Origin of the sequence: Bacillus sp. RHFS10, assembly GCF_016757475.1 — a bacterium.
Lineage (GTDB): Bacteria > Bacillota > Bacilli > Bacillales > Bacillaceae > Bacillus > Bacillus subtilis_G.
Window position 1 is genome coordinate 112,284 of record NZ_JAESPO010000002.1, and the last position, 21,432, is coordinate 133,715.

Here is a 21,432-nt window from a genome sequence, read left to right on the forward strand (position 1 = left end):
GACTATACGTGTTGGCTGAGGAATTAAATAGCTTTATTCGAAATGAAGATATCTATGGGGAAGATGCTATTATTAAAGAATTAAAAAAAACTTTCCCTAATTTAGACATAAACGATTTAAACAACATTATAGCGTTATTTAAGCTGCAAAATAAAACGTTTGAGAAAGAAGTAATCTCAGCTGAATTAGTAGCTACAGTTCCAGCTTTAATACACAGCAAGAAAACAAGAAGAACAATAGGTGTATTGAGAGAGTATATTCATGCTTCAAAACACACTATATTAATTACGGGGTACACTATTTCAGAATTTGTAAAAGATTTGATTCAACTTTTGAACAAAAAAGCTTCTGAAGGCGTAATAATTAAGTTTTTTTTAGATAAGCATGTAGATGAAAATTTTATTAAATCTATTGTTGAAATAAATAAAAACTTTAAAATCTACAAATTAGTCAACTCTAAAGTTTACTCAAATTTGCATGCTAAAATTGCTGTGTTTGATAATAAACACGCCTTAGTTTCATCATCAAATTTATCTTATAATGGAATAATAAACAATATAGAAATTGGTAGTATTTTGCATGGTGAGGGGGTTAGAGAATTAGAGACATTATTTGAGGTAATGCTAGAAAGGGAATTTTTTGAAAAACTTAATTGATAATAGGACATTAGTTATAGATTATTGGATATTTCAATAAACGGCTTTTGCGTTATTAATAAAAACATAAAATTGATTCTGAACTATTACTAACTGTCAAAGATCTAGCCTTCAATCAAGCAACGTTTAAGGTCGTTATTTTGGTCGGTTTTCTGTTGAGCGTTCTATGTTATTATAAAACAAAAAGTTTTAGGTGTAATCAGCTTCGGATATCTTTATGATGGTCATACTTTATGATATAAGTATGACCATCATTTATTAAAATTAACGATCAGTTGACAATTGTGCTAAACTGATTCATAAAGAATGTTCGTAAATATTGGTTCACATAATGCAATCTAGATTACTGCATTGTTAAGGACGTATTTTTAGTTTTTTAAAAGGAAGAAAAGAATGAAAAAAACATTGAGAGTGCTTGATCTATTTGCTGGAGGAGGAGGATTTTCAACTGGTTTTTTACAGGCTAATCATCCAAATCTAAAATTTGAAATTATTAGAGCGGTTGAAATAAACCAAGCTGCCTCTGATACTTTACGTAGTCATTTGGGATCGGAAAAAGTTATTCAAGGAGACATCACAAATTCTGATGTAAAAAAAGAAATTTTTCAGTCCTGTGGGGACATCGATGTGGTGATTGGCGGTCCTCCTTGTCAAACGTTTTCACTTGCTGGTCCTGCTAGATCCGGTACAAAAGAAATGAGAGAAAAATTAAAGAATGATCCGAGAAATACTTTATATAAACATTTCATTGAAATAGTAAATTATCTTAAACCTATTTTTGTAGTGTTTGAGAATGTAGAAGGAATGTTATCAAAAAAAGTAGATCGCGAAGGTGTAGAAAATAAACAAGTACAAGTAATTGAATTAATTTGTGATGAGCTAGAATCAAAAGGCTATTCTACAAAAGTCGAAAATAGTTTATCTGAACGGTTTCAGGTATTAAATGCAGCTGATTTTGGGGTTCCGCAACACAGAAGAAGAATTTTTATCATTGCAAATAGACTCGGAATTGACTCGCCTAGGTTGAAGCCTACTCATGGACCTGAAGGGTTTCCTTATAAGACAGTTGGAGAAATTCAGCATCTTCCAGTCAGGTTGCCTAAAATTTCGATATCAGAGAAACTTAAGAATATCGATATTATTACTGATAATTATAAAAAGAGTTTAAGTTTGTTTATAAAGAATATCAAAGAATTGGCAGATATGAATAATCACTTTGGTAGTCGGCAAGGACTAAAGAAGCTCTATCATAAATTAAATAAAGAGTACAAATTAATAAAAGATAAAAAAACGCACAAATTCAATAACCTCTTAAGCTTTTTAGAAAAATATAATGATCTGGTTAATGATTGCGGAATCAACACTTTTGGAGACAATAAATTTTTGGCAAATCATCAATCGAGGGAACATAATTTTCGTGATATTGTTATTTTCGTCGGAACTAAGCAGGGAAGTAACTCATCACGTTTTATGAACAGAGATTCTGAAGACTATAATGAATTTTTGGATACTCTATATCCTTATAATCGGAATAAACATAGAGACACATATGTAAAGCAGAGTTGGAATAAGCCATCAAATACAATTTTGGCACATATGGAGAAGGATGGACTTAAATTCATTCATCCTGAGCAGCCAAGAACTTTAACTCCCTATGAGGCTCAATTATTGCAATCATTTCCATCAGATTACACTTTCTGTGGGAGAAGAAATGACCAATATCGCCAAATAGGTAACGCTGTACCACCAAAACTTGCAAAAGTCATCGGTGAATCAATACTTTGTTCATATGATAAGAGTAAAATTACTACAAGTCTTGTTACGTTGAATTCAGGTGAGTTGTATAATAACTTAAAATAACTTTTTGCCTCAACACCATTATAGATTATAGTATTCATACTTACTTACAGATCTAAGAAGAAACATAATTAAATTAGACGACCAAGAGTAAGTATCTTGGTCGTTTTAGTTAGAATCCATTTCATTGCCGAAGCCCCCCAAAACTCATTAATCGTAACTCCTATTTTACATCTGATACAATGTCATCGCGTAAATAAACAATTTATTGCTTACGTTTTAGCATCTCACTTTCAGTTTCTAATCTTCCGGATGAATGGAAGATTAAAAACAATATCTTTGTTCAAATAAGTAACGATTACTTTGTTGGAATAGGAGTCTTCATAGCACAGGTTCGGCAGTTAATGTGGCAGGCCGATTTTGACAAAATTCACCCTCGTTTGGTTTTCTCGGATTCAATTGTCGGTTTAATTCAAAGATAATTATATAGTGACAAAAGCAAAGACAAAAACAAAAACCAGATACTAAAGTTCGTGAGGAAATGTCATCTCGGCTATAATTTGTTCATTCCGTTTTTCCTCGCGGAAGGCATTTGCTTCTTCCATTAGTAATACCCTTGACGTGAGAACTTGTCAATCTCATATAAAATCTGGACAGAGAAGCTTTCCTCTTGATTTAGTTCTGAAATTGCAAGATATTGATCTTCGGACCGAATCTGACTGAGAACCGCCTACTATTGATCTTTTTCAACTTTATCTGCAACCCCATTAGCTTAAGCATTTTCCTAATCACATCCTGAAAGTATGCATAGTTTTTATCTTGAGTACTATTTTCCAAACATGAAAAAGCTCCTCTAGGGCATACAGATTTTTTATTTCATCTCTGTCTACCTTTAGATGAGCATATCTTCACCCTCACTTCATATACCGATACTCCCGCAAACTCTCCAAAATAGCCACTTCCTGCAACAGTTCCTCACCAACATTCGTTTCCTTCACTTTCTTCCGCTCAAGCTCTTTGTCCACTAATCGTTTCACCGTTAACACATCGGTTCCGGTGCTTAGGACTTCTGCCTTGGAGTTGAAGTGTTTATGGGCGACGAGCTGCATGCCGTAGGAGTTGTATAACAGCGTGTAGCCGGCGATGCCTGTTGTGGATTGGTAGGCTTTGGAGAAGCCGCCGTCGATGACGATCATTTTTCCGTTTGCTTTGATTGGGTCTTCTCCTTCGATTTCTTTTACGGGCGTATGGCCGTTGATGATATGGCCGTGATCTGGATTGAGGCCGAATTCTGCCAGGATGTTTCGGCAGGTTGCCTCGTCTTCACGTAAATAGTAATACGGGTTTTTCTTCTCTTTATGTGTTTCCTTCTCTTTAATGAAATAGCGCTCAAATGTCGTCATGGCGCGTTTTCCGAAGAGAGAGGAGGATTCACCTGTCCATAAATACCAGACCATATCTGTGGCCAGGTCATCGGTTTTGTCCGGATGGGCAAACGCTTCTCGTAAGAATCGTTCAAATACATCGAGCAGCTCACGGCCCGCATAAGCTTTGTCCTCAATCATCATCGTTTCCATATTGCCTTTTTCATCGACAGGAATACAGCCGTGAATTAACAGGTTGCCGTTATATTTTAAATAAAGGCTGCCTTTTTTCATCATAAATTTCATATGGCGGCCCAGCTTTTCGGAATGCTGGACAGAGAATAGCAGCTTGTCCAGCACTTCGGCTTCTTCCTCTAATAGCTCATCAGGCTGTTCCGGATTAATCGTCGCAAAGCAGGTGTTTTCCAGTTGATATGTTTTCCCGTGCAGCGTGATTTCATTTTTATCATAATCAATTTTCTCTAGTAACAAGCGTTCATCCATATTAAAGTTCGGCCGTCTCTTGATAATCGGGCTCTCAAGCTTGAATTGGATCATCGCGATCGCTTGATGAATTTTTGTGATTTGCTTTATCTCAGCCTCTGGCCTGTTTTCGTCTGCTTTTGGACGGAACGCTGGATTATCGTCATAATATTTTTCCGCCAGGTTCAGCAGCGGTCTCAGGTTGATGCCGTACACGTCTTCAATAATATCCAAGTTATCATAGCGGGCACAGATACGGATAATGTTGGCCAGGCATACTTTGGAACCGGCATAAGCTCCTATCCAAAGGACATCGTGATTGCCCCACTGAATATCGACAGAATGATAGTTGATCAGTTCTTCCATAATCCGATCCGGCTGCGGACCGCGGTCGTAAATATCGCCGACAACATGCAGATGGTCGACCACCAGTCGCTGAACGCTGTAAGCAAGGCCGGTGATCAGCTTATCGGCCTGGCCAAGTTCAATAATCTGATCTATGATTTCGGAGTAATATCGCTCCTTGTTGGCGGCTTCTTCTGTTTTGTACAGCAGCTCCTCCGTAATATAAGCAAACTGGGCAGGCAGCGCTTTGCGCAGTTTGGAGCGGGTATACTTCGAGGAGCAATAAGAAACGAGCTTAATCATTCTGTTTATCGTTTTTTTATACCAATCATTCAATGCTTCTTTCTTATCAAAGTCATGTTTGATTAACTTTAGTTTATCTTCCGGATAATAGACCAATGCTGCTAATTCATCAATTTCTCTATCGTAAATGACACCGCTGAAAATATCGCGAATTTTCTCTTTTACTCGTCCTGAACCATTACGCAGCACGTGCTGGAATGCCTGATATTCCCCGTGCAGATCACTGACAAAATGCTCGGTGCCTTTTGGCAGGTTCAGAATCGCTTTCAAATTAATGATTTCCGTTACCACTTTTTCTTCGCAATCGTATTTTTGCGCGAGTAAATCTAAGTATTTGCTTTCCAAAATCGTCCATCCCCTTTATAGAATAAAGCTATCCCTATTTATAAGCTTTTGCATGATCAGTTGAATTTAAAAGTGTGACATTGTTTTTCATCATTGGACCTTTATATGATAGTACCGCATAACGCCTTTTAGAGACAATCAAAATGAGGGGAAAGAGGTGCCTTGATAGGATAGGCAAGAGCTAAAAAGACTTTTCAGCAGTATCCATGGAGGAGGTCTTGCAGGCTGGTTTGGGGTAGTTTGGACTATCAATCTCGCTTAGCAGAAGGAGCAGTTTCCTTTGTTTCTCTCTACTTAAAATCTGCATCTCTCTTAACTAGTGTAGTCAAATGATGTTTTGATCTTCATTACGAAGCTTTAAATCAATCTATTGCCTATCATTTGGTATAGCTTAGCGGGTCTAGAAGACTATGGGCTTTATATACCAAGACTAGTAACATTATTCAGAATTTTTGGTACAAAATATTGACATAGATTGGTCTACATGGAATAATTGGTTTATATTAGAAGAGAAGGAGGGATAGTATGAAAAAGGAAAACACTAACAATGAGACTGTGAAAAACTTAGAATTTAAGGGTCTATTAGATGAATCACAAAAGTTAGCAAAAGTGAATGATCTTTGGTATTTTGTAAAATCTCAAGACAGTCGCTGGATTCTTGGAAGTGGACATTAATTAGAAGGGTATAAAAGGAGAGTCTAACTCTCCTTTACCATTTTTGGGGGATTAATCATGTATGATAAAACAGTATCAATTAATTTAGATTCAAAGTGTAATGCGCAATGTGACCATTGTTGTTTTTCTAGCTCGCCAACTTCTACGGTGAAGATGGAAAAGGATTACATAAGAAAGTTAGTAACTGAATTCGCAGAAAATAAAACCATCCAAGTGATTTCTTTTACTGGTGGAGAAGTTTTTTTGGATTATAAATTTTTAAAAGAATTAATGGAAATTATTAAACCATACGAAAAACAAATAACCTTGATCTCTAATGGGTTTTGGGGCATAAGCAAGAAAAAGGTTCAAGAATACTTTCAAGATATGAATTCTTTAAATGTGGTAGCACTGACTATAAGTTACGATGAGTACCATGCTCCATTTGTTAAACCGTCTAGTATAAAAAGAATTTTTGAACATAGCAGGAAATACCGGGGGAGTATAGATCTTTCTCTTAATATGGCAGTTACTAAAGACAAAATGTCTAACCACATTTTAGAGGAATTAGGGGATTCAATCCTAGGTGTAAAGATAACAAAATTTCCAATGATATCAGTTGGTGCTGCTAAAACTAGAATTAAGGAAGATAACATACATAAATTTTATAGTCTTGAAGATGAAGATTCCTTACATTGTCCCGGATATGACATTGTATATCATCATGATGGAGAGATTTACCCATGCTGTTCCCCTGCTATTTTTGAAACGAAAATAACTTTAAGAGATGAATATAACCAAAGTTTCGAAAGAACAGTAGAAAAGTTAAATTCCAATTTGCTATTATTTATTCTTAGAAAAGAAGGGTTCAAATGGTTTTTGGATATTTTAAAAGAAAATAATAAGATAGGGGAATTTGATATTCCTTATGAATTTTCTTCTATTTGTGGTGTTTGTGGTTCTTTATTCAACTCGGCAGAAAAAATAAATTATTTTTATCCTTATATGGAAAAATACTATTATGAAAATTTTAAAGTATGAAGATGAAAAATACGAAGTGATTGTGCAAAACAATGTATTTATAAAAGACAAGAAAAGTGGAGAATACTATAAAAATAGCTTGCATTCTCTGACAGATGAACAATTATTACGTTTTAAAATGTATAAAGAGAAAGTATCAACAAAGTTTTTTTACCTGTTCTTATCTTTTACAGCTTTGATGTTCATATTAAATTATATTCATTTAATAAAACTGCAGAATGAATTATCATCTGTTTTCTTTGAATGGAAAATGTGGATAATTATAGTTATTTATTTTATAATGAACATAGTGCTTCATGAGTTGGGACACGTCTATTCTTTAAAATTTTTTGGGAAAAACTATGATAAAGTAGGATTCAAACTGAATTTTTATGTATTCCCAGCTTTTTATGTCCAATTGAATGAAACCTATATGCTATCAAGAAATGAAAAGATAATCGTTCACTTATTCGGCTTGTTTATCAATTATTTTATAATCAACACTTTAGAAATAATAAATCAATTTACAATTTCAAGTGAACCTTTAACGATGGCATTTATGCTATTCTCGTCTACTTTATTGTGGAACCTGGTGCCAATATTGAATTCTGATGGTTACAAAATTCTTTTAGCTTTTCTTAGCTTGGATGAATTTAGCCGCTTAAAGACAAATCATTGGTTAGTTCTTGTTATTCAAATTATAGGGATTGGCCTTGCGGTAAATTCAGTTGTACATTGGATATTATATATTGTAAACTAGAGTAAAAGATCTCCAAATTAACCATCTAAAAACATTTCTTGCGGTTCCGAATCGGAAACGAAAGAGGTACCTCAAAAGCGAAAACATTAGTAACCAGCACATTCAAAAACCTTTTTTTATGCAAATATTTCCTAGGAGTATGTATATGAACATAGCGAATTATACTTTAAAAGTGAAAGGCAAAACGTTACTTCAGGACACTGACTTACATTTTTCGAGTGGGAAAATCAACCATGTAGTCGGAAAAAATGGGGTCGGTAAATCACAGCTTGCTAAAGACTTTTTGTTGAATAATAGCAAACGAATCGGCAGAGACATTCGTCAAAATGTATCTTTAATATCTAGCTCGTCAAATATACCTCATGATGTTTCTAAGGATTTTTTATTACACTTTTTGAGCGAAAAGTTTGATTCCGAAAAGATAAATAAGATTGCACATTTACTTAATCTTGATAATATCGACGGTAAAGTTCTTATTAAGAATTTGAGTGATGGCCAAAAGCAAAAATTAAAACTGCTTAGCTTCTTACTAGAGGATAAAAATATTATTGTTTTAGACGAAATAACGAATTCATTAGACAAAAAAACGGTTATAGAGATTCATGGCTTCATAAACAAGTATATTCAGGAGAACCCAGAGAAAATTATCATTAATATTACACATGATTTGTCTGATTTAAAGGCGATAGAAGGGGATTATTTTATATTTAATCACCAAGAAATCCAACAGTATCATTCAGTGGATCAATTAATTGAAGTGTATATAAATGAGTAATAAAACAGTGGGGGCTTAAGATGAAATTAGAGTTTAAAAAGAGTATAAGCAACAAAGTTTTCATTATTTTAGGATCTATGTTCGTGTTTTTATTTTTACTGGGATATTTTTTACTGGTAGGAATCGATAAAGTCAGCCATGTTACACCTGAGATGTTTTTCTTTAGCTCCTATACCGTTGCGACCCAGTTTGGTTTGATGTTATTTTCATTTGTTATAGCTTTTTTTATTAATAGAGAGTATTCAAACAAAAATATTCTCTTTTACAAATTAATAGGGGACAACATCTATACCTTCTTTTATAAAAAGATAGCTGTTTTGTTTTTGGAATGTTTTGCGTTTATCGCGCTAGGCCTGCTAATTATATCGTTGATGTACGGTGATTTTTCTCATTTTACATTATTACTGTTTTTATTTTCCGCAGTTATATTACAGTATATTTTCATCATTGGAACGATAAGCATGCTATGTCCAAATATATTAATTAGCATAGGTGTCAGTATCGTTTATTGGATGACTTCTGTTATTTTAGTAGCTGTAAGCAATAAAGTGTTTGGTTTTATTGCTCCATTTGAGGCAGGTAACACGATGTATCCCCGAATAGAAAGAGTATTACAATCTGATAACATGACACTTGGGAATAATGACATTTTATATATTATTTTATATATAGTTTCAATCATGATCATAAATGCGATTATTCTTCGCTTTTCTAAAACAAGATGGATCAAAATGGGCATATGATAAAGGAAGCTACTTCTCTCAGTGAAGTAGCTTTTTGTGTGCATCTATATTGTCGTTAAACTCTGAGATAAATCCATGTGGCCTGTTGATTTTGTTAAGGGGGGTCTTCCAGCTTGCATCACCCAATCTATTATTGTTTTCCTTTCACCATCTTTATAAAGAGGAAAAAGATAATGAATACAATAAAGTAATTCATTGGATTCTTAAAGATGCTCATCTCCAGTGAAATCTGTAAGAGTATCCAGAGCACGAAGATGGCTAGTATGGCAGGAATGATGATTTTGTACATGTCGACCACCTTCCATAGCAAAGCAGCCCTACAACAAAAAGCTATTAGCCTGCACCACAAACTGCGACTGCTCATAATTATAAGAAATCTTCGAGAAATCAAACGGAACCCCATTCGTCAGGTGAAAAATACTTTCTATATACAGCTTCGGCAGTCCAGCCTTCAGCCCCAAATATTCCGCTTCTTCCTCATTAAGCTGATCCACGTGAAGAAACAAGTCAGAAAAACCAATTTTTAATCCGAGTCCTTCCCGGATGTAATGGAAGATCGAGTGGGAGACGATTTCGTTGTTTAAATACGTGACGATGGATTTGTTGTAATAGGATTCTTCGTAGCACAGGGTTTGGCTGTTGATGTAGCGGACTCTTTTGACAAAGTATACGTCCTCCTCAAGTCCGATGTTGAGGTTGTCCGCCGCTTCTTGTGTCGGCTTTCTCACGTCTAGTTCAATGACTTTTGAGGTGATATTGAAATCCTCAAGGTCTTTTTTAAATCCTTGATTCGACAGGAGGCTGATGTAGCCTTTTCGTTTGTGTTTTCTGACGAAGATGCCGCTTCCTCTGAGCTGAAAGATCGCGCCTTTTTGTTCTAATAGATCTAAGGATTTTGTGATTGTGCTTTTGCTGACTTCAAACTTTGCCATGAGGGTTTCTAGCACTGGCAGTTTGTCTCCCTGCTGAAGCTGGTGTTCTTCTATATATCTTTCAATTTCTTCTGCAATTTGCTGGTACTTTAACATACGCATTCCTCATTTTTTTCGTTTAGTTTCACTTGTCAAAATTATAGCATAAACCGCTTACAATTATAGTTAATGAATAAATATTTTGTTTGGGTATTGATAAATTATACCGGTACAATTATAATGAAAGCGTAACCAAAACGAAGGGGTGGGTGAAAATGTCGGGGAAAGTGAGAGATTATAGCAGACTAGCAAAAGACATTTTGGAGGCCGTAGGCGGGGAAGAGAATGTCATTGGAGCTTCTCGCTGCGCGACGAGGCTTCGGTTGGTGCTGAAGCGGTCTAACCCTAAAGCGAAGGATATTGTGAAGTCGATGCCCGGTGTCATTACGGTTGTAGAGAACAGCGGCCAATTTCAAATTGTCATTGGACAGCACGTCGGGGAAGTCTTCGAAGAATTTTCAAAGCTGGTCAATATCGATCTGTCTGAGGAACAAAGCGAGAATAAAGGGACCGTTCTGAACCGGATTATTGCGACGATGTCAGCGGTGTTTGCGCCGTTTGTATACATTCTGGCCGCTGCTGGTATTTTGCAAGGGGCATTAATTATCATTAATTTATTGTTTGATGGCTTTGAGAAAACAGGAGCTTATCAGGTTTTTAGTTTTATATCTTGGGCGCCGTTTACGTTTTTGCCTATCTTTATCGCGATTACGGCATCAAAGCATTTTAAGGCCAACATGTATATCGCTGTAGCGTGCTGTGCCGCGTTAGTCAGTCCGACATGGGCGGAGATGGCCGTTCAAATCGCAGACGGAAAGAGTATTTCTTTCTTAGGGATTGCTTTATCGGAAACGACATACACATCCTCCGTACTGCCGCCATTATTTTTAGTGTGGATATTGTCTTATCTCGAACGATTTTTGAATAAGAGAATGAACGAAGTGGTCAGGCCGTTATTTGTTCCGTTTCTGTGCATGGTGGTGATGGTGCCGTTAACGATTATTCTCATTGGCCCTGTGACAACATTAGGCGCAAATGGAATTGCAAACGGTTACAACTTCTTGGCGGAAAACGTGCCGGCTTTGGCTGGAGCGATCATCGGCGCCTTCTGGCAGGTCATCGTCATCTTTGGGGTACATTGGGGCATCACGCCGATGGTATTGGCGAACTATGATTTATACGGACGGGATTCATTCCAGGCGTATCAAACGATTGCGGTCATTGCACAGGTTGGGGCGGTGCTTGGCGTCATCCTTAAAGCGAGAAACAAGGAAACGAGAAAAGTCAGCGTTTCAGCTGGGGTCACAGGCTTGTTCGGCATTACAGAGCCGGCGATCTACGGCGTGACCTTGAGATTTAAGAAACCGTTTATTTTTGGCTGTATTTCCGGCGCGGTCGGCGCGGTTGTGGCAAGCTTTTTCAATCCGTATTACTTTGCGTATGCGGGGCTTCCAGGACCGCTGACGATCGTGAATGGCATCAATGAACAATTCCCGGCGTCAATTTGGGGGATTTTGATCGGTTCGGCGATTGCGATTATTCTCCCAGTTGTGCTGATTCAAATCTTTGGCTACGGTGAAGATACAGCTGCTCAGCCGGATAAGGAAAATCGTCAAACGGCACAGGCAAATGAAGAAACAGTATATGCACCGTTTAGCGGCAAGGTCATCCCGCTTTCTAAGGTGCCTGATGAGGTATTCAGTTCAGGCGCAATGGGACAAGGGTTGGCGATTGAGCCATCCGAAAATAAGCTTTATGCTCCGTTTGACGGCACCGTTGTCATGGTTGCGCCTACAAAGCATGCGATCGGCCTTCGTTCGGCGTCTGGCGTCGAGTTGCTGGTGCATATCGGACTGGATACAGTGACATTAGACGGAACTCCTTTTTCCTTGAAGGTGGGAGAGGGCGATACAGTTAAAAAAGGCGAAGTGCTTGTTGAATTTGATAAAGCTTTCATTGAAGAGAAAGGGTTAACAACGATTACCCCAGTCATCATCACGAATTCACATGCGTATCAGGAAATTCTCATCGAAGATATTGAAGAAAGTACGTTAGACCAAAAATTATTTACAGTCGTAAGCTGAGGAGGAATAAAACATGGGACACATGCCGAAGGATTTTTTATGGGGCGGCGCGTTAGCTGCACACCAATTTGAAGGCGGATGGAATCAAGGCGGTAAAGGGCCGAGTGTAGTCGATGTGATGACAGCGGGTGCGCACGGCGTGCCGAGAAAAATCACGGATACGATTGAAGAGAACGAATTTTATCCGAACCATGAAGCCATTGATTTCTATCACAGATACAAGGAAGATATCGCTTTGTTTGCGGAAATGGGCTTAAAATGCTTGCGGACGTCCATTGGCTGGAGCCGGATTTTCCCGAAAGGCGATGAGGCTGAGCCGAACGAAGCGGGCTTGCAGTTCTATGATGATGTGTTTGATGAGTTGCTGAAGCATGGGATCGAGCCGGTCATTACCTTGTCCCATTTTGAAATGCCGCTGCATCTGGCAAGAGAATATGGCGGCTTCAGAAATCGGAAAGTCGTGGACTTCTTCGTCAATTTCGCAGAGGCCTGCTTCAATCGTTACAAAGATAAAGTGAAGTACTGGATGACCTTTAACGAGATCAACAACCAAATGGATGTGAATAACCCGCTGTTCCTATGGACGAATTCAGGTGTTACGGTCGGAGAAAACGAAAATGCCAAGGAAGTCATGTATCAAACGGCGCACCATGAATTAGTGGCGAGCGCATTAGCGGTGGCAAAAGGAAAAGACATCAATCCAGACTTCCAGATCGGTGCCATGGTGTCACACGTGCCGATCTATCCTTTCTCATCCAATCCTGAAGATGTGATGCTGGCTGAGGAAGAAATGAGGCAGCGGTATTTCTTCCCGGATGTGCAGGTTCGCGGGTACTATCCAAGCTACGCGCTGAAGGAATTTGAACGGGAAGGCTATCACATCACTTTCGAAGATGGCGATGATGAGATTTTAAGAAACGGCACCGTCGATTACTTAGGCTTCAGCTACTACATGTCAACAACTGTGAAAAGCGATGTGGAAAATGATAATACAGGCGATATCGTTAACGGCGGATTGCCAAATGGTGTCGAAAACCCATACATCACATCGAGTGACTGGGGTTGGGCGATTGATCCCACCGGGCTGAGATATACGTTAAACCGTTTTTATGATCGGTACCAAATCCCGCTATTCATCGTGGAAAACGGCTTTGGCGCAGTGGATACGGTGGAGGAAGGCGGCAAGATCCATGATCCGGAACGAATCCAATATTTGAAATCACATATTGAAGCATTGGAAAAAGCGGTCACTTACGACGGTGTAGATTTAATCGGCTACACCCCGTGGGGCATTATTGATATCGTCTCCTTTACAACAGGCGAAATGAAAAAACGCTACGGCATGATCTATGTTGATCGTGATAATGAAGGAAACGGATCTATGAAGCGATATAAGAAAGATTCATTTGAGTGGTATAAAAACGTCATTCAAACGAATGGCGAGGAATTGTAAGCAGCTGGCCCGAATCGAGCACTTTTACTAAAGTGCCTGGTTCGGGTTTTTTTGTGTGATGTGAACGAACATCCAGTGATGGGAATAGATTACCAGCGCTGAACGTTATGTTATGATTTCACCTGTAAGATCCTTTTTTGTATAATTGAATATTAGAACGGAAGAAAGGGAGAGAGTTTGTAAGTAAAAAGGGATGAAAGCGGGTGTCTGGCCGAAGTCTAAGAACATGATAGAGTTCCCTGAGCAAATCTCCTGATTAAAATTTGGTGAGGAAGGGGCAACATCACATTGAAAAACATTTTAATAAGAGCTGGGATATCACCATTTGATACATTTGATCCAGCTGAAATGATTGTTCGCAACTCCATTGGCGGTAACGTAGGAAACTTAGTATATGCCTACAGTGTGTTTCGTACGCTGATGACAGAAGGAACGACGATTACTCCTGATTATTATCGGATTAATGCGGCGGATGCGGAGCAAATCAATGAAAAATATGATATGTACATTATTCCGCTGGCAGATGCCTTCCGCGAGGATTTTGTACCTTCTTTACGGAAATATACCCAATTAATTAAGAAGTTAACCATTCCGGTTGTTGTGATTGGTGTTGGTTTGCGGGCTCCGTTTGAACCAAAGTTAAATGAAGGTTTTCCTTTTGACGAGGATGTAAAGGCGTTTGTGAGTGCTGTGCTGGAGAGATCAAATATGATCGGTGTCCGCGGTGAGATTACAGCGAAATACCTATCCAGATTAGGCTTCCGTGAAGGTATTGACCATACGGTAATTGGCTGTCCTTCTATGTATGCGTTTGGAAGAGAGCTGAAGATTAGAGACACCACTATCACACCTGAATCAATGGTGACGGTTAACTCATCAAGGCTGTCTCCTAAGCATGTGCTGGACTTCATTACGAGAAGCATGAAAGAGTTCCCGAATCATTACTTCATCCCGCAATGGCGAAAAGAGATGATTTTGACGTATGCCGGGGCGCCTGCGATAGCAAAGCCTGCCGATAATTACCCTGTCAGCATGGAAGACCCAGCTTATCAGAATGATAGAGTCCGATTCTTTTTAAATGTGCCGACTTGGCTGGATTTCCTGAAACAAGCTGATTTGAGCTTTGGCGCAAGGCTGCATGGGAATATCGCGGCGACGATTGCCGGAACACCGAGCCTTTTGCTTCCGAAAGATGCCAGAATGCGGGAATTAGCTGAGTACCATCAGTTAACGCATATCATGGCAAATGAGATAACGGAGCAAACAAAACTGTCAGAATTAATTGAAACAGTTGATTTTCAACAGCCTGAGAAACAGCAAGCGCAAAACTTTGACCATTTCATCAGCTTCCTGAATCAAAATGAATTGGATCATATTTATAAAGAGAAAGCGATTCCTGATACCGTTCCTTTTGACGAAAAACTATCTAACACGAAGCTTCTTTCGCCTGTGACTACAGTTAGCGGCTGCAGTTCCACAGAAACAGCGAAACGCTGGGAAGCGCTTATGGCATTAGAAAATGCCAAAAAGGAAAAAACCATTAAAGACCTAAAGAACAAGGTCAAAAAGTATCAGGGCACTTTAAATAGAAAATCAGTGCGTTTCGCTTTAAAAACAGCAAATATGCTGAGCGGTAAATAATATTTCACTAACATTACAACTATATTACAAATGTATAAAACATGCAATATATTTGGAATAAAAAAGAAGCCGCAATGCTGCCACCAATCTGGCAATATTGCGGCTTTGTTGTATTAATTGCGGATAAGGTAATCAAACGCGCCGAGAGCGGCAGTTGCACCTGATCCCATGGAAATAATGATTTGATTAAACGCGCTGTCTGTGCAGTCGCCGGCAGCGAATAAGCCTGGAACGCTTGTCGCGCCGTGCTTGTCGACGATGATTTCGCCGATGCGGTTGCGTTCAACCGTTTCATCTAACCAATCTGTGTTTGGCACGAGACCGATTTGCACGAATACACCTTGGAGTTCAACGTGTTTTTCTTCGCCTGTTTCACGGTCAACGTATGTGATGCCGTTTACGCTTTGATCGCCTGTGATTTCTTTCGTTTGTGCGTTTTTCACGACAGTGACGTTAGGCAGGCTGTAGAGGCGTTTTTGCAGGACTTCGTCAGCTTTCAGTTCAGGTGCAAACTCAAGCACAGTGACGTGTTTGACGATGCCTGCGAGATCGATAGCAGCCTCGATTCCAGAGTTTCCTCCGCCAATGACCGCTACGTCTTTGCCTTCAAACAATGGCCCATCACAGTGCGGGCAGTACGCGACACCTTTGTTTTTGAACTCTTGTTCACCAGGTACGTTGACATTGCGCCAGCGGGCACCTGTTGATAGGATCACTGTTTTGCTTTTCAGGACAGCGCCGTTTTCGAGTTCAAGTTCGAACAGATCTTTCTTCTCAAGGCGTTTTGCGCGCTGAAGGTTCATGACATCAATATCATATTCCTTCACATGCTCTTCAAGGCTTGCAGCAAGCTTCGGTCCTTCTGTCGCTTTGACGCTGATGAAGTTTTCGATGCTCATTGTATCGAGAACCTGTCCGCCGAAGCGCTCAGCGACGACACCGGTGCGGATGCCTTTACGCGCAGTGTAGATCGCTGCACTTGCCCCAGCCGGTCCGCCTCCGACAACAAGAACGTCAAACGGCTCTTTGTCTGCAAACTCGGATGCGTCTGCGCCGCTGCCCATTTTCGCAAGAATTTCTTCAAGCGTCATACGGCCGCTTCCGAAGGATTCGCCATTCAGGTAAACGGTCGGCACTGCCATGATGTTTTTGCTTTCAACTTCTGCTTTATATGCTGCACCGTCGATCATCGTGTGCGTAATGTTCGGGTTGAGCACGCTCATCATGTTTAAGGCTTGTACAACATCAGGACAGTTGTGGCATGTCAGGCTGATATAAGATTCAAAGTGGTATTCACCGCTGATCTTCTTCACCTGATCAATGACTTTTTGGTCTACCTTAGGCGATCTGCCGCTTACTTGGAGCAGCGCCAAAACCAAGGATGTAAATTCGTGGCCCAGAGGGATACCGGCGAATGTAACGCCAGTATCTTCTCCAACACGATTGACACTGAAGCTTGGCGTTCTGTTTAATTCAGCTTTTTCAACTGTGATTTTAGATGACATGGAAGCCAGCTCATCAACGAGAGCCAGCATGTCCTTAGAAATGTCATCTTCACCTGCGCTCACTTTGAGAACAATGTCATTCTCAATAAGCTGCATGTATTGATTTAATTGTGCTTTGATATTTGCATCAAGTACCAATGGAATGCACTCCTTAGATTTTACCTACTAGGTCAAGGCTAGGTGTAAGAGTTTCGCCGCCTTCTTCCCATTTAGCCGGGCAAACTTCACCTGGATTTTGACGAACGTATTGTGCTGCTTTTACTTTGCTGATCAGGTTGCTTGCATCACGGCCGATACCGCCTGCATTGATTTCAACAGTTTGGATAACGCCGTCTGGATCGATGATGAATGTTCCGCGGTCAGCTAGACCAGATTCTTCATCTAATACGTCAAAATTGCGAGAGATCGTTTGAGAAGGATCACCGATCATTGCGTAAGTGATTTTGCCGATTTTTTCAGAGCTGTCATGCCAGCCTTTGTGTACGAAGTGAGTATCTGTAGAGATAGAGTATACTTCAACACCTAATTCTTTAAGTGCAGCGTATTGGTTTTGAAGATCTTCAAGCTCAGTTGGACATACGAAAGAGAAATCTGCTGGGTAGAAGCAGAATACGCTCCATTGGCCTTTCAGAGACTCGTTTGTTACATCGATGAATTCACCGTTTTTGAATGCTTTCGCTTCGAATGGTTGTACTTCTTTTCCAATTAAAGACATAATATCTTCCTCCTAATAGTGATAAATGGACATTATAGATGATGTGAAGCCATGCTCCCGCTATCTATAATAATTATAATTCTGTATAAATTATTATATAATACCTTTTCTCTTGTCAAGTGAAAAGGAGAGATTCGGATAAAAAACATGAAGCTTCTCGGGAGAGGTTTCAACTTTCTATTATATAGTATGGATTCCTACAGCTCAAAATATCACAATTAAAGTCACATACGGGTGTTTTTCTTTTTTGAAGCAGATGCTAAAACTACTTGCCCGATTGCTGACTTGATTCTCATTATCAATGTGAAGGCTGCGTTTTCTCATTAAATAGGCCAGTTAAAAGGTTTAGACTAAAAAGATAAGGGGTATATCGAAAAGAAGAAAATGCCAATTACTGAAATGGATCGTGCGGTGAAACATGGAGGTCGGAAAACCGGACGATATTTCGGCTTGTTGATTATTTCGATAATAATAATACAGTAATTCTGTAAAAGATGGGTTTTTGCTGATTTTTATCATTTCGTTGGCGCTTTTTAGGAAAATGGCCGGGATAAAAAGCCGATTGCGAACGTACGATCCTGTTTTCTGAACGATTTGGCACGATAACGGAGCATTTTTATAGATATAGCAGGATAATGACTTTCAGACCGGATCAACTGAGATAATGATGAAATATCAGAGGATATACAATTTTACTGAACATTTTGTTTTGTAGTAAGATGTTCACATACCATTTCCCATGTGGTAAAACGTTATACCCCATCATTTATTTATGGGTGAATGGACCTAATCATTCGCCCGGCGTATAAAGTATTCTCCATTCAATCAAAATGAGTCCCCGTTTTAAAAATTCACTTGATCTTATGAAAGTGCCAGTCAATATGTATTCCAGATTTAGATGTAAGATCAACTTATTCAAAGGAGTGGTTTGTTGGAAACCGATAAGATAAAAAGGCCTTCGTTTATGTATGCACTATCGATGCTGATTGCAGCGGTTAGTGTGATATCAATTGGAATTCTTGTATTTGATGCACCGATTCAAATTCTGATGTTTATCAGCATGCTTGTATTGATCCCGTTTATGATGGGATTGGGGTTTACCTATAAACAAGTAGAAAAATCGATGATGAAATCGATGAGCAGGGCACTGCAGCCTGGGCTGATACTGCTAACCGTCGGGATTTTAATCGGCGCATGGATCGCGTCAGGGACAGTACCTACATTAATTTATTACGGTATACACGCGATTTCACCACAATTCTTTTTAGTCACAACTTTAGTTTTTTGTTCATTAGTATCTGTCGCAACAGGTACGTCATGGGGAACAGTCGGAACTGCCGGGGTTGCAATGATGGGTGTTGGAGCCACGATGGGGATACCGGCAGGGCTGACTGCCGGCGCTATTGTCAGCGGAGCGTATTTCGGAGATAAAATGTCTCCGCTATCGGATACGACGAACTTAGCCCCTACTGTTTCCGGCGGAGAAATCTTCAGCCATATTAAACACATGCTTTGGACGACAATTCCTGCATATATCATTGCAGCGATCATTTATACGATTGTTGGTTTGCGATACAATTCCGCATCTGTAAATTCAGAAAGTGTCAATCAACTGACGTCTTATTTGAACGAAACATTCCATCTCGGACTTGTGCCAATGATTCCGATTGTTGTTCTCATTGCGCTGTTAATGTTAAAGAAACCAGCGATTCCTTCCATTTTCATTGGGGCAGCTGTTGGCGGCGTTATCGCGATGTTCTATCAAGGCTTGAGTTTTCAAGATGTCATGAATACGTTCTATGGCGGGTATACAGTTGAATCAGGCATTGACATGGTTGATAGCTTGCTTCAACGAGGCGGACTTTCCAGTATGTTGAGCTTAATTGCCTTGTTCTTATTTGCGCTTGGTTTAGGCGGGATGCTTGCGGAGTCACAAGTATTAGAAGCGTTGATTGCTTCTTTTGCCCATAAAATTAAGCATACAGGGACGGCTGTTTTTGTGACCATCATTGTGAGTTATCTTACACTTGCAATCGGCGGATCTGTATACTTCTCAACGGTTATGGGCGGAACATTGATGAGACCGATTTATGAACGCTTAAACTTAAAACCTGAAAACCTGTCGCGCGTGTTAGAAGATTCAGGAACACAAGCTGCACCGCTTATTCCATGGACTGGCGGCGGTCTATATACAGCTGGAGCCTTAGGGATAGCAACAGTCGCTTATCTTCCGTTCTGTTTCTTGGCTTTCATCACGCCCTTGGTTTCTCTTTTCTATGGAATCACTGGATTGACGATGACAAAAAAAGAAAAGCGGGACAAAAAGAAAGCAAAAAAACTTGTAGAATTAGAGGCATAATCAAAAACCTCGCTCAAAATGAGCGAGGTTTTTTTGATTACTGCCAATTGGTATGGAAAACGCCGTCCATATCTGTCCGTTCGTACGTATGGGCGCCGAAGTAATCGCGCTGTGCCTGCAAGAGGTTCGCATTGGACCGTCCTGTGCGGTAGCCGTCGTAATAAGTGAGCGCGGTGGTTAAGCATGGGAATGAGATTCCTGTGCTGATGCCCTCGCAAACAACTTTTCGCAGGCCTGTTTGATAGCCTTGGAGCTTATCTGAGAAATAAGGCGCGATCAGCAGGTTTGATAGGTTAGGCCGCTCGCTGAATGCGTCGCTGATCACGTTTAGGAAATCTGCGCGGATGATGCAGCCGCCACGGAATATCAAAGCGATGTCTTTAAGCGGCAAGTTCCAGCCGTAAAGCTCAGATGACATTTTGTATTGGGCAAAGCCTTGTGCGTAGGCGCATACTTTCCCCATGTAAAGAGCCTGTCTGACGTATTCAACCCAAGTGTCTTTATCGAAGTGTTTTTCTTCAGCTTCCGGACCTGCTAACACGTCTTGAGCTGCCACCCGTTCTTCTTTTAAGGAAGACAAGTAGCGGGCGAACAAGGACTCTGTGATGATTGTGGACGGAATGCCGTTATCAATCGCCTGCATGCTCGTCCATTTTCCGGTGCCTTTTTGGCCGGTTTTATCAAGGATGACATCAATCAGAGGCTGTCCTGTTTGTTCGTCTTTTTTGCGTAAAATCTCAGCTGTAATCTCTATTAAATAGCTTTTCAGCTCACCTTGGTTCCAGGTTTCAAAAATAGATGCGATTTCTTCGAGCGGCAGGTGCAGTGTTTCTCTCAGAAACGTGTACGCTTCTGCAATCAGCTGCATGTCAGCATACTCAATGCCGTTGTGCACCATTTTTGTAAAGTGCCCTGCCCCTTTTGGACCGATATAGACACAGCACGGATCGTCTCCAACTTGAGCTGCGATTTTCGTCAGGATAGGAGCGGCTTTGTCATAGACGTCACGATCTCCGCCCGGCATGATGGAAGGCCCTGTTAATGCGCCTACTTCGCCGCCGGAAATGCCGACTCCCAGATAGCCGATGCCTTTTTCCTTCAGCTCGTCATATCTTCTTTCTGTATCTTCATAGTGGGAGTTGCCCCCGTCCATGATGACGTCGCCTTCTTCAAGCAAAGGCATTAATGATTGGATGACGGAATCTACGGGTTTTCCCGCTGTGACCATCAGAAAGATTTTTCTTGGTTTCTCTAACGATTGAACAAAATCCTGCAGCTTGTAGTACGGGCTGAGAGATTGTCCATCCAGCTTTTGGACGAGTTGGTCCGTTAAATCTCTGGTGTAATTATAGACGGCGACGTTTTCACCTTTATTTGCCATGTTTAAGGCGATATTGCTTCCCATTACGCCTAAGCCTATGACACCGATCGTATTGAACATGTGTTACAGCTCCTTCAT

At 40.0% G+C, this 21,432-nt stretch carries 17 protein-coding genes; 11 read left to right on the forward strand and 6 right to left on the reverse strand.

Translation table 11 applies throughout. The features are described 5' to 3' along the window. The first annotated feature begins 11 nt into the window (after nt 1-11). A complete protein-coding gene (locus JMN17_RS07270) occupies nt 12-656 on the forward strand; it encodes a phospholipase D-like domain-containing protein (protein WP_202327794.1) in 645 nt (214 codons plus the stop codon). Between the two features lie 393 nt (nt 657-1,049). Continuing rightward, nucleotides 1,050-2,516 (forward strand): DNA cytosine methyltransferase, encoded by a 1,467-nt coding sequence (locus JMN17_RS07275; protein ID WP_202327795.1) that lies wholly within the window; start codon nt 1,050-1,052, stop codon nt 2,514-2,516. Nucleotides 2,517-3,367: 851 nt separating this feature from the next. Here the strand turns inward: JMN17_RS07275 and fbp are convergent. After that, a complete protein-coding gene (gene fbp / locus JMN17_RS07280; RefSeq protein ID WP_202327796.1) occupies nt 3,368-5,293 on the reverse strand; it encodes a fructose-1,6-bisphosphatase in 1,926 nt (641 codons plus the stop codon). Nucleotides 5,294-5,818: 525 nt separating this feature from the next. Here fbp and JMN17_RS07285 point away from each other — a divergent pair. The 5 genes from JMN17_RS07285 to JMN17_RS07305 all read left to right on the forward strand — a co-directional run bounded on the left by JMN17_RS07285 (nt 5,819) and on the right by JMN17_RS07305 (nt 9,245). Continuing rightward, a complete protein-coding gene (locus JMN17_RS07285) occupies nt 5,819-5,968 on the forward strand; it encodes an epipeptide YydF family RiPP (RefSeq protein WP_044160161.1) in 150 nt (49 codons plus the stop codon). A 57-nt stretch (nt 5,969-6,025) separates the two neighbouring features. Continuing rightward, nucleotides 6,026-6,988 carry a YydG family radical SAM peptide epimerase gene (locus JMN17_RS07290; RefSeq protein WP_202327797.1) on the forward strand — a complete coding sequence of 321 codons (963 nt, stop codon included), beginning with the start codon at nt 6,026-6,028 and terminating at the stop codon, nt 6,986-6,988. Further along, nucleotides 6,969-7,727 carry a peptidase gene (locus tag JMN17_RS07295; RefSeq protein ID WP_202327798.1) on the forward strand — a complete coding sequence of 253 codons (759 nt, stop codon included), beginning with the start codon at nt 6,969-6,971 and terminating at the stop codon, nt 7,725-7,727. The genes JMN17_RS07290 and JMN17_RS07295 overlap by 20 nt, the downstream gene beginning before the upstream one ends. A gap of 145 nt (nt 7,728-7,872) precedes the next feature. Continuing rightward, nucleotides 7,873-8,502: an ATP-binding cassette domain-containing protein gene (locus JMN17_RS07300; protein ID WP_148963211.1), complete on the forward strand. Its 630-nt coding sequence runs from the start codon at nt 7,873-7,875 to the stop codon at nt 8,500-8,502. A 20-nt stretch (nt 8,503-8,522) separates the two neighbouring features. Beyond that, nucleotides 8,523-9,245, forward strand: a complete 723-nt coding sequence (locus JMN17_RS07305; protein ID WP_202327799.1) for a peptide ABC transporter permease — start codon at nt 8,523-8,525, stop codon at nt 9,243-9,245. Nucleotides 9,246-9,375: 130 nt separating this feature from the next. On the opposite strand, the gene JMN17_RS07310 is transcribed toward JMN17_RS07305, so the two are convergent. Together JMN17_RS07310 and JMN17_RS07315 are read right to left on the reverse strand one after the other, a co-directional pair. Continuing rightward, on the reverse strand, nt 9,376-9,534 hold the full coding sequence (locus JMN17_RS07310; protein ID WP_202327800.1) for a hypothetical protein: 159 nt from the start codon (nt 9,532-9,534) through the stop codon (nt 9,376-9,378). A 28-nt stretch (nt 9,535-9,562) separates the two neighbouring features. After that, complete coding sequence (locus JMN17_RS07315) at nt 9,563-10,273, reverse strand: GntR family transcriptional regulator (RefSeq protein ID WP_202327802.1); 711 nt, start codon at nt 10,271-10,273, stop codon at nt 9,563-9,565. Nucleotides 10,274-10,431: 158 nt separating this feature from the next. Here JMN17_RS07315 and JMN17_RS07320 point away from each other — a divergent pair, with 158 nt between their 5' ends. The 3 genes from JMN17_RS07320 to JMN17_RS07330 all read left to right on the forward strand — a co-directional run bounded on the left by JMN17_RS07320 (nt 10,432) and on the right by JMN17_RS07330 (nt 15,394). Beyond that, nucleotides 10,432-12,300 (forward strand): beta-glucoside-specific PTS transporter subunit IIABC, encoded by a 1,869-nt coding sequence (locus tag JMN17_RS07320; protein WP_202327803.1) that lies wholly within the window; start codon nt 10,432-10,434, stop codon nt 12,298-12,300. Nucleotides 12,301-12,313: 13 nt separating this feature from the next. Then, a complete protein-coding gene (gene bglA, locus JMN17_RS07325) occupies nt 12,314-13,753 on the forward strand; it encodes a 6-phospho-beta-glucosidase BglA (RefSeq protein ID WP_087991817.1) in 1,440 nt (479 codons plus the stop codon). Between the two features lie 288 nt (nt 13,754-14,041). Then, nucleotides 14,042-15,394 carry a polysaccharide pyruvyl transferase family protein gene (locus JMN17_RS07330; protein WP_202327804.1) on the forward strand — a complete coding sequence of 451 codons (1,353 nt, stop codon included), beginning with the start codon at nt 14,042-14,044 and terminating at the stop codon, nt 15,392-15,394. A 113-nt stretch (nt 15,395-15,507) separates the two neighbouring features. Here the strand turns inward: JMN17_RS07330 and ahpF are convergent, their stop codons facing one another. Further along, nucleotides 15,508-17,037, reverse strand: coding sequence for an alkyl hydroperoxide reductase subunit F (gene ahpF, locus JMN17_RS07335; RefSeq protein ID WP_202327805.1), 1,530 nt, complete (start codon nt 17,035-17,037; stop codon nt 15,508-15,510). Between the two features lie 13 nt (nt 17,038-17,050). Further along, nucleotides 17,051-17,614, reverse strand: coding sequence for an alkyl hydroperoxide reductase subunit C (gene ahpC / locus JMN17_RS07340; protein WP_024123485.1), 564 nt, complete (start codon nt 17,612-17,614; stop codon nt 17,051-17,053). Between the two features lie 931 nt (nt 17,615-18,545). On the opposite strand from ahpC, the gene nhaC reads away from it, so the two are divergent. Then, complete coding sequence (nhaC, locus tag JMN17_RS07345) at nt 18,546-19,973, forward strand: Na+/H+ antiporter NhaC (protein WP_242519871.1); 1,428 nt, start codon at nt 18,546-18,548, stop codon at nt 19,971-19,973. Between the two features lie 37 nt (nt 19,974-20,010). Here the strand turns inward: nhaC and gnd are convergent, their stop codons facing one another. After that, nucleotides 20,011-21,414, reverse strand: coding sequence for a decarboxylating NADP(+)-dependent phosphogluconate dehydrogenase (gene gnd / locus JMN17_RS07350; RefSeq protein ID WP_202327806.1), 1,404 nt, complete (start codon nt 21,412-21,414; stop codon nt 20,011-20,013). Nucleotides 21,415-21,432: the final 18 nt, after the last annotated feature.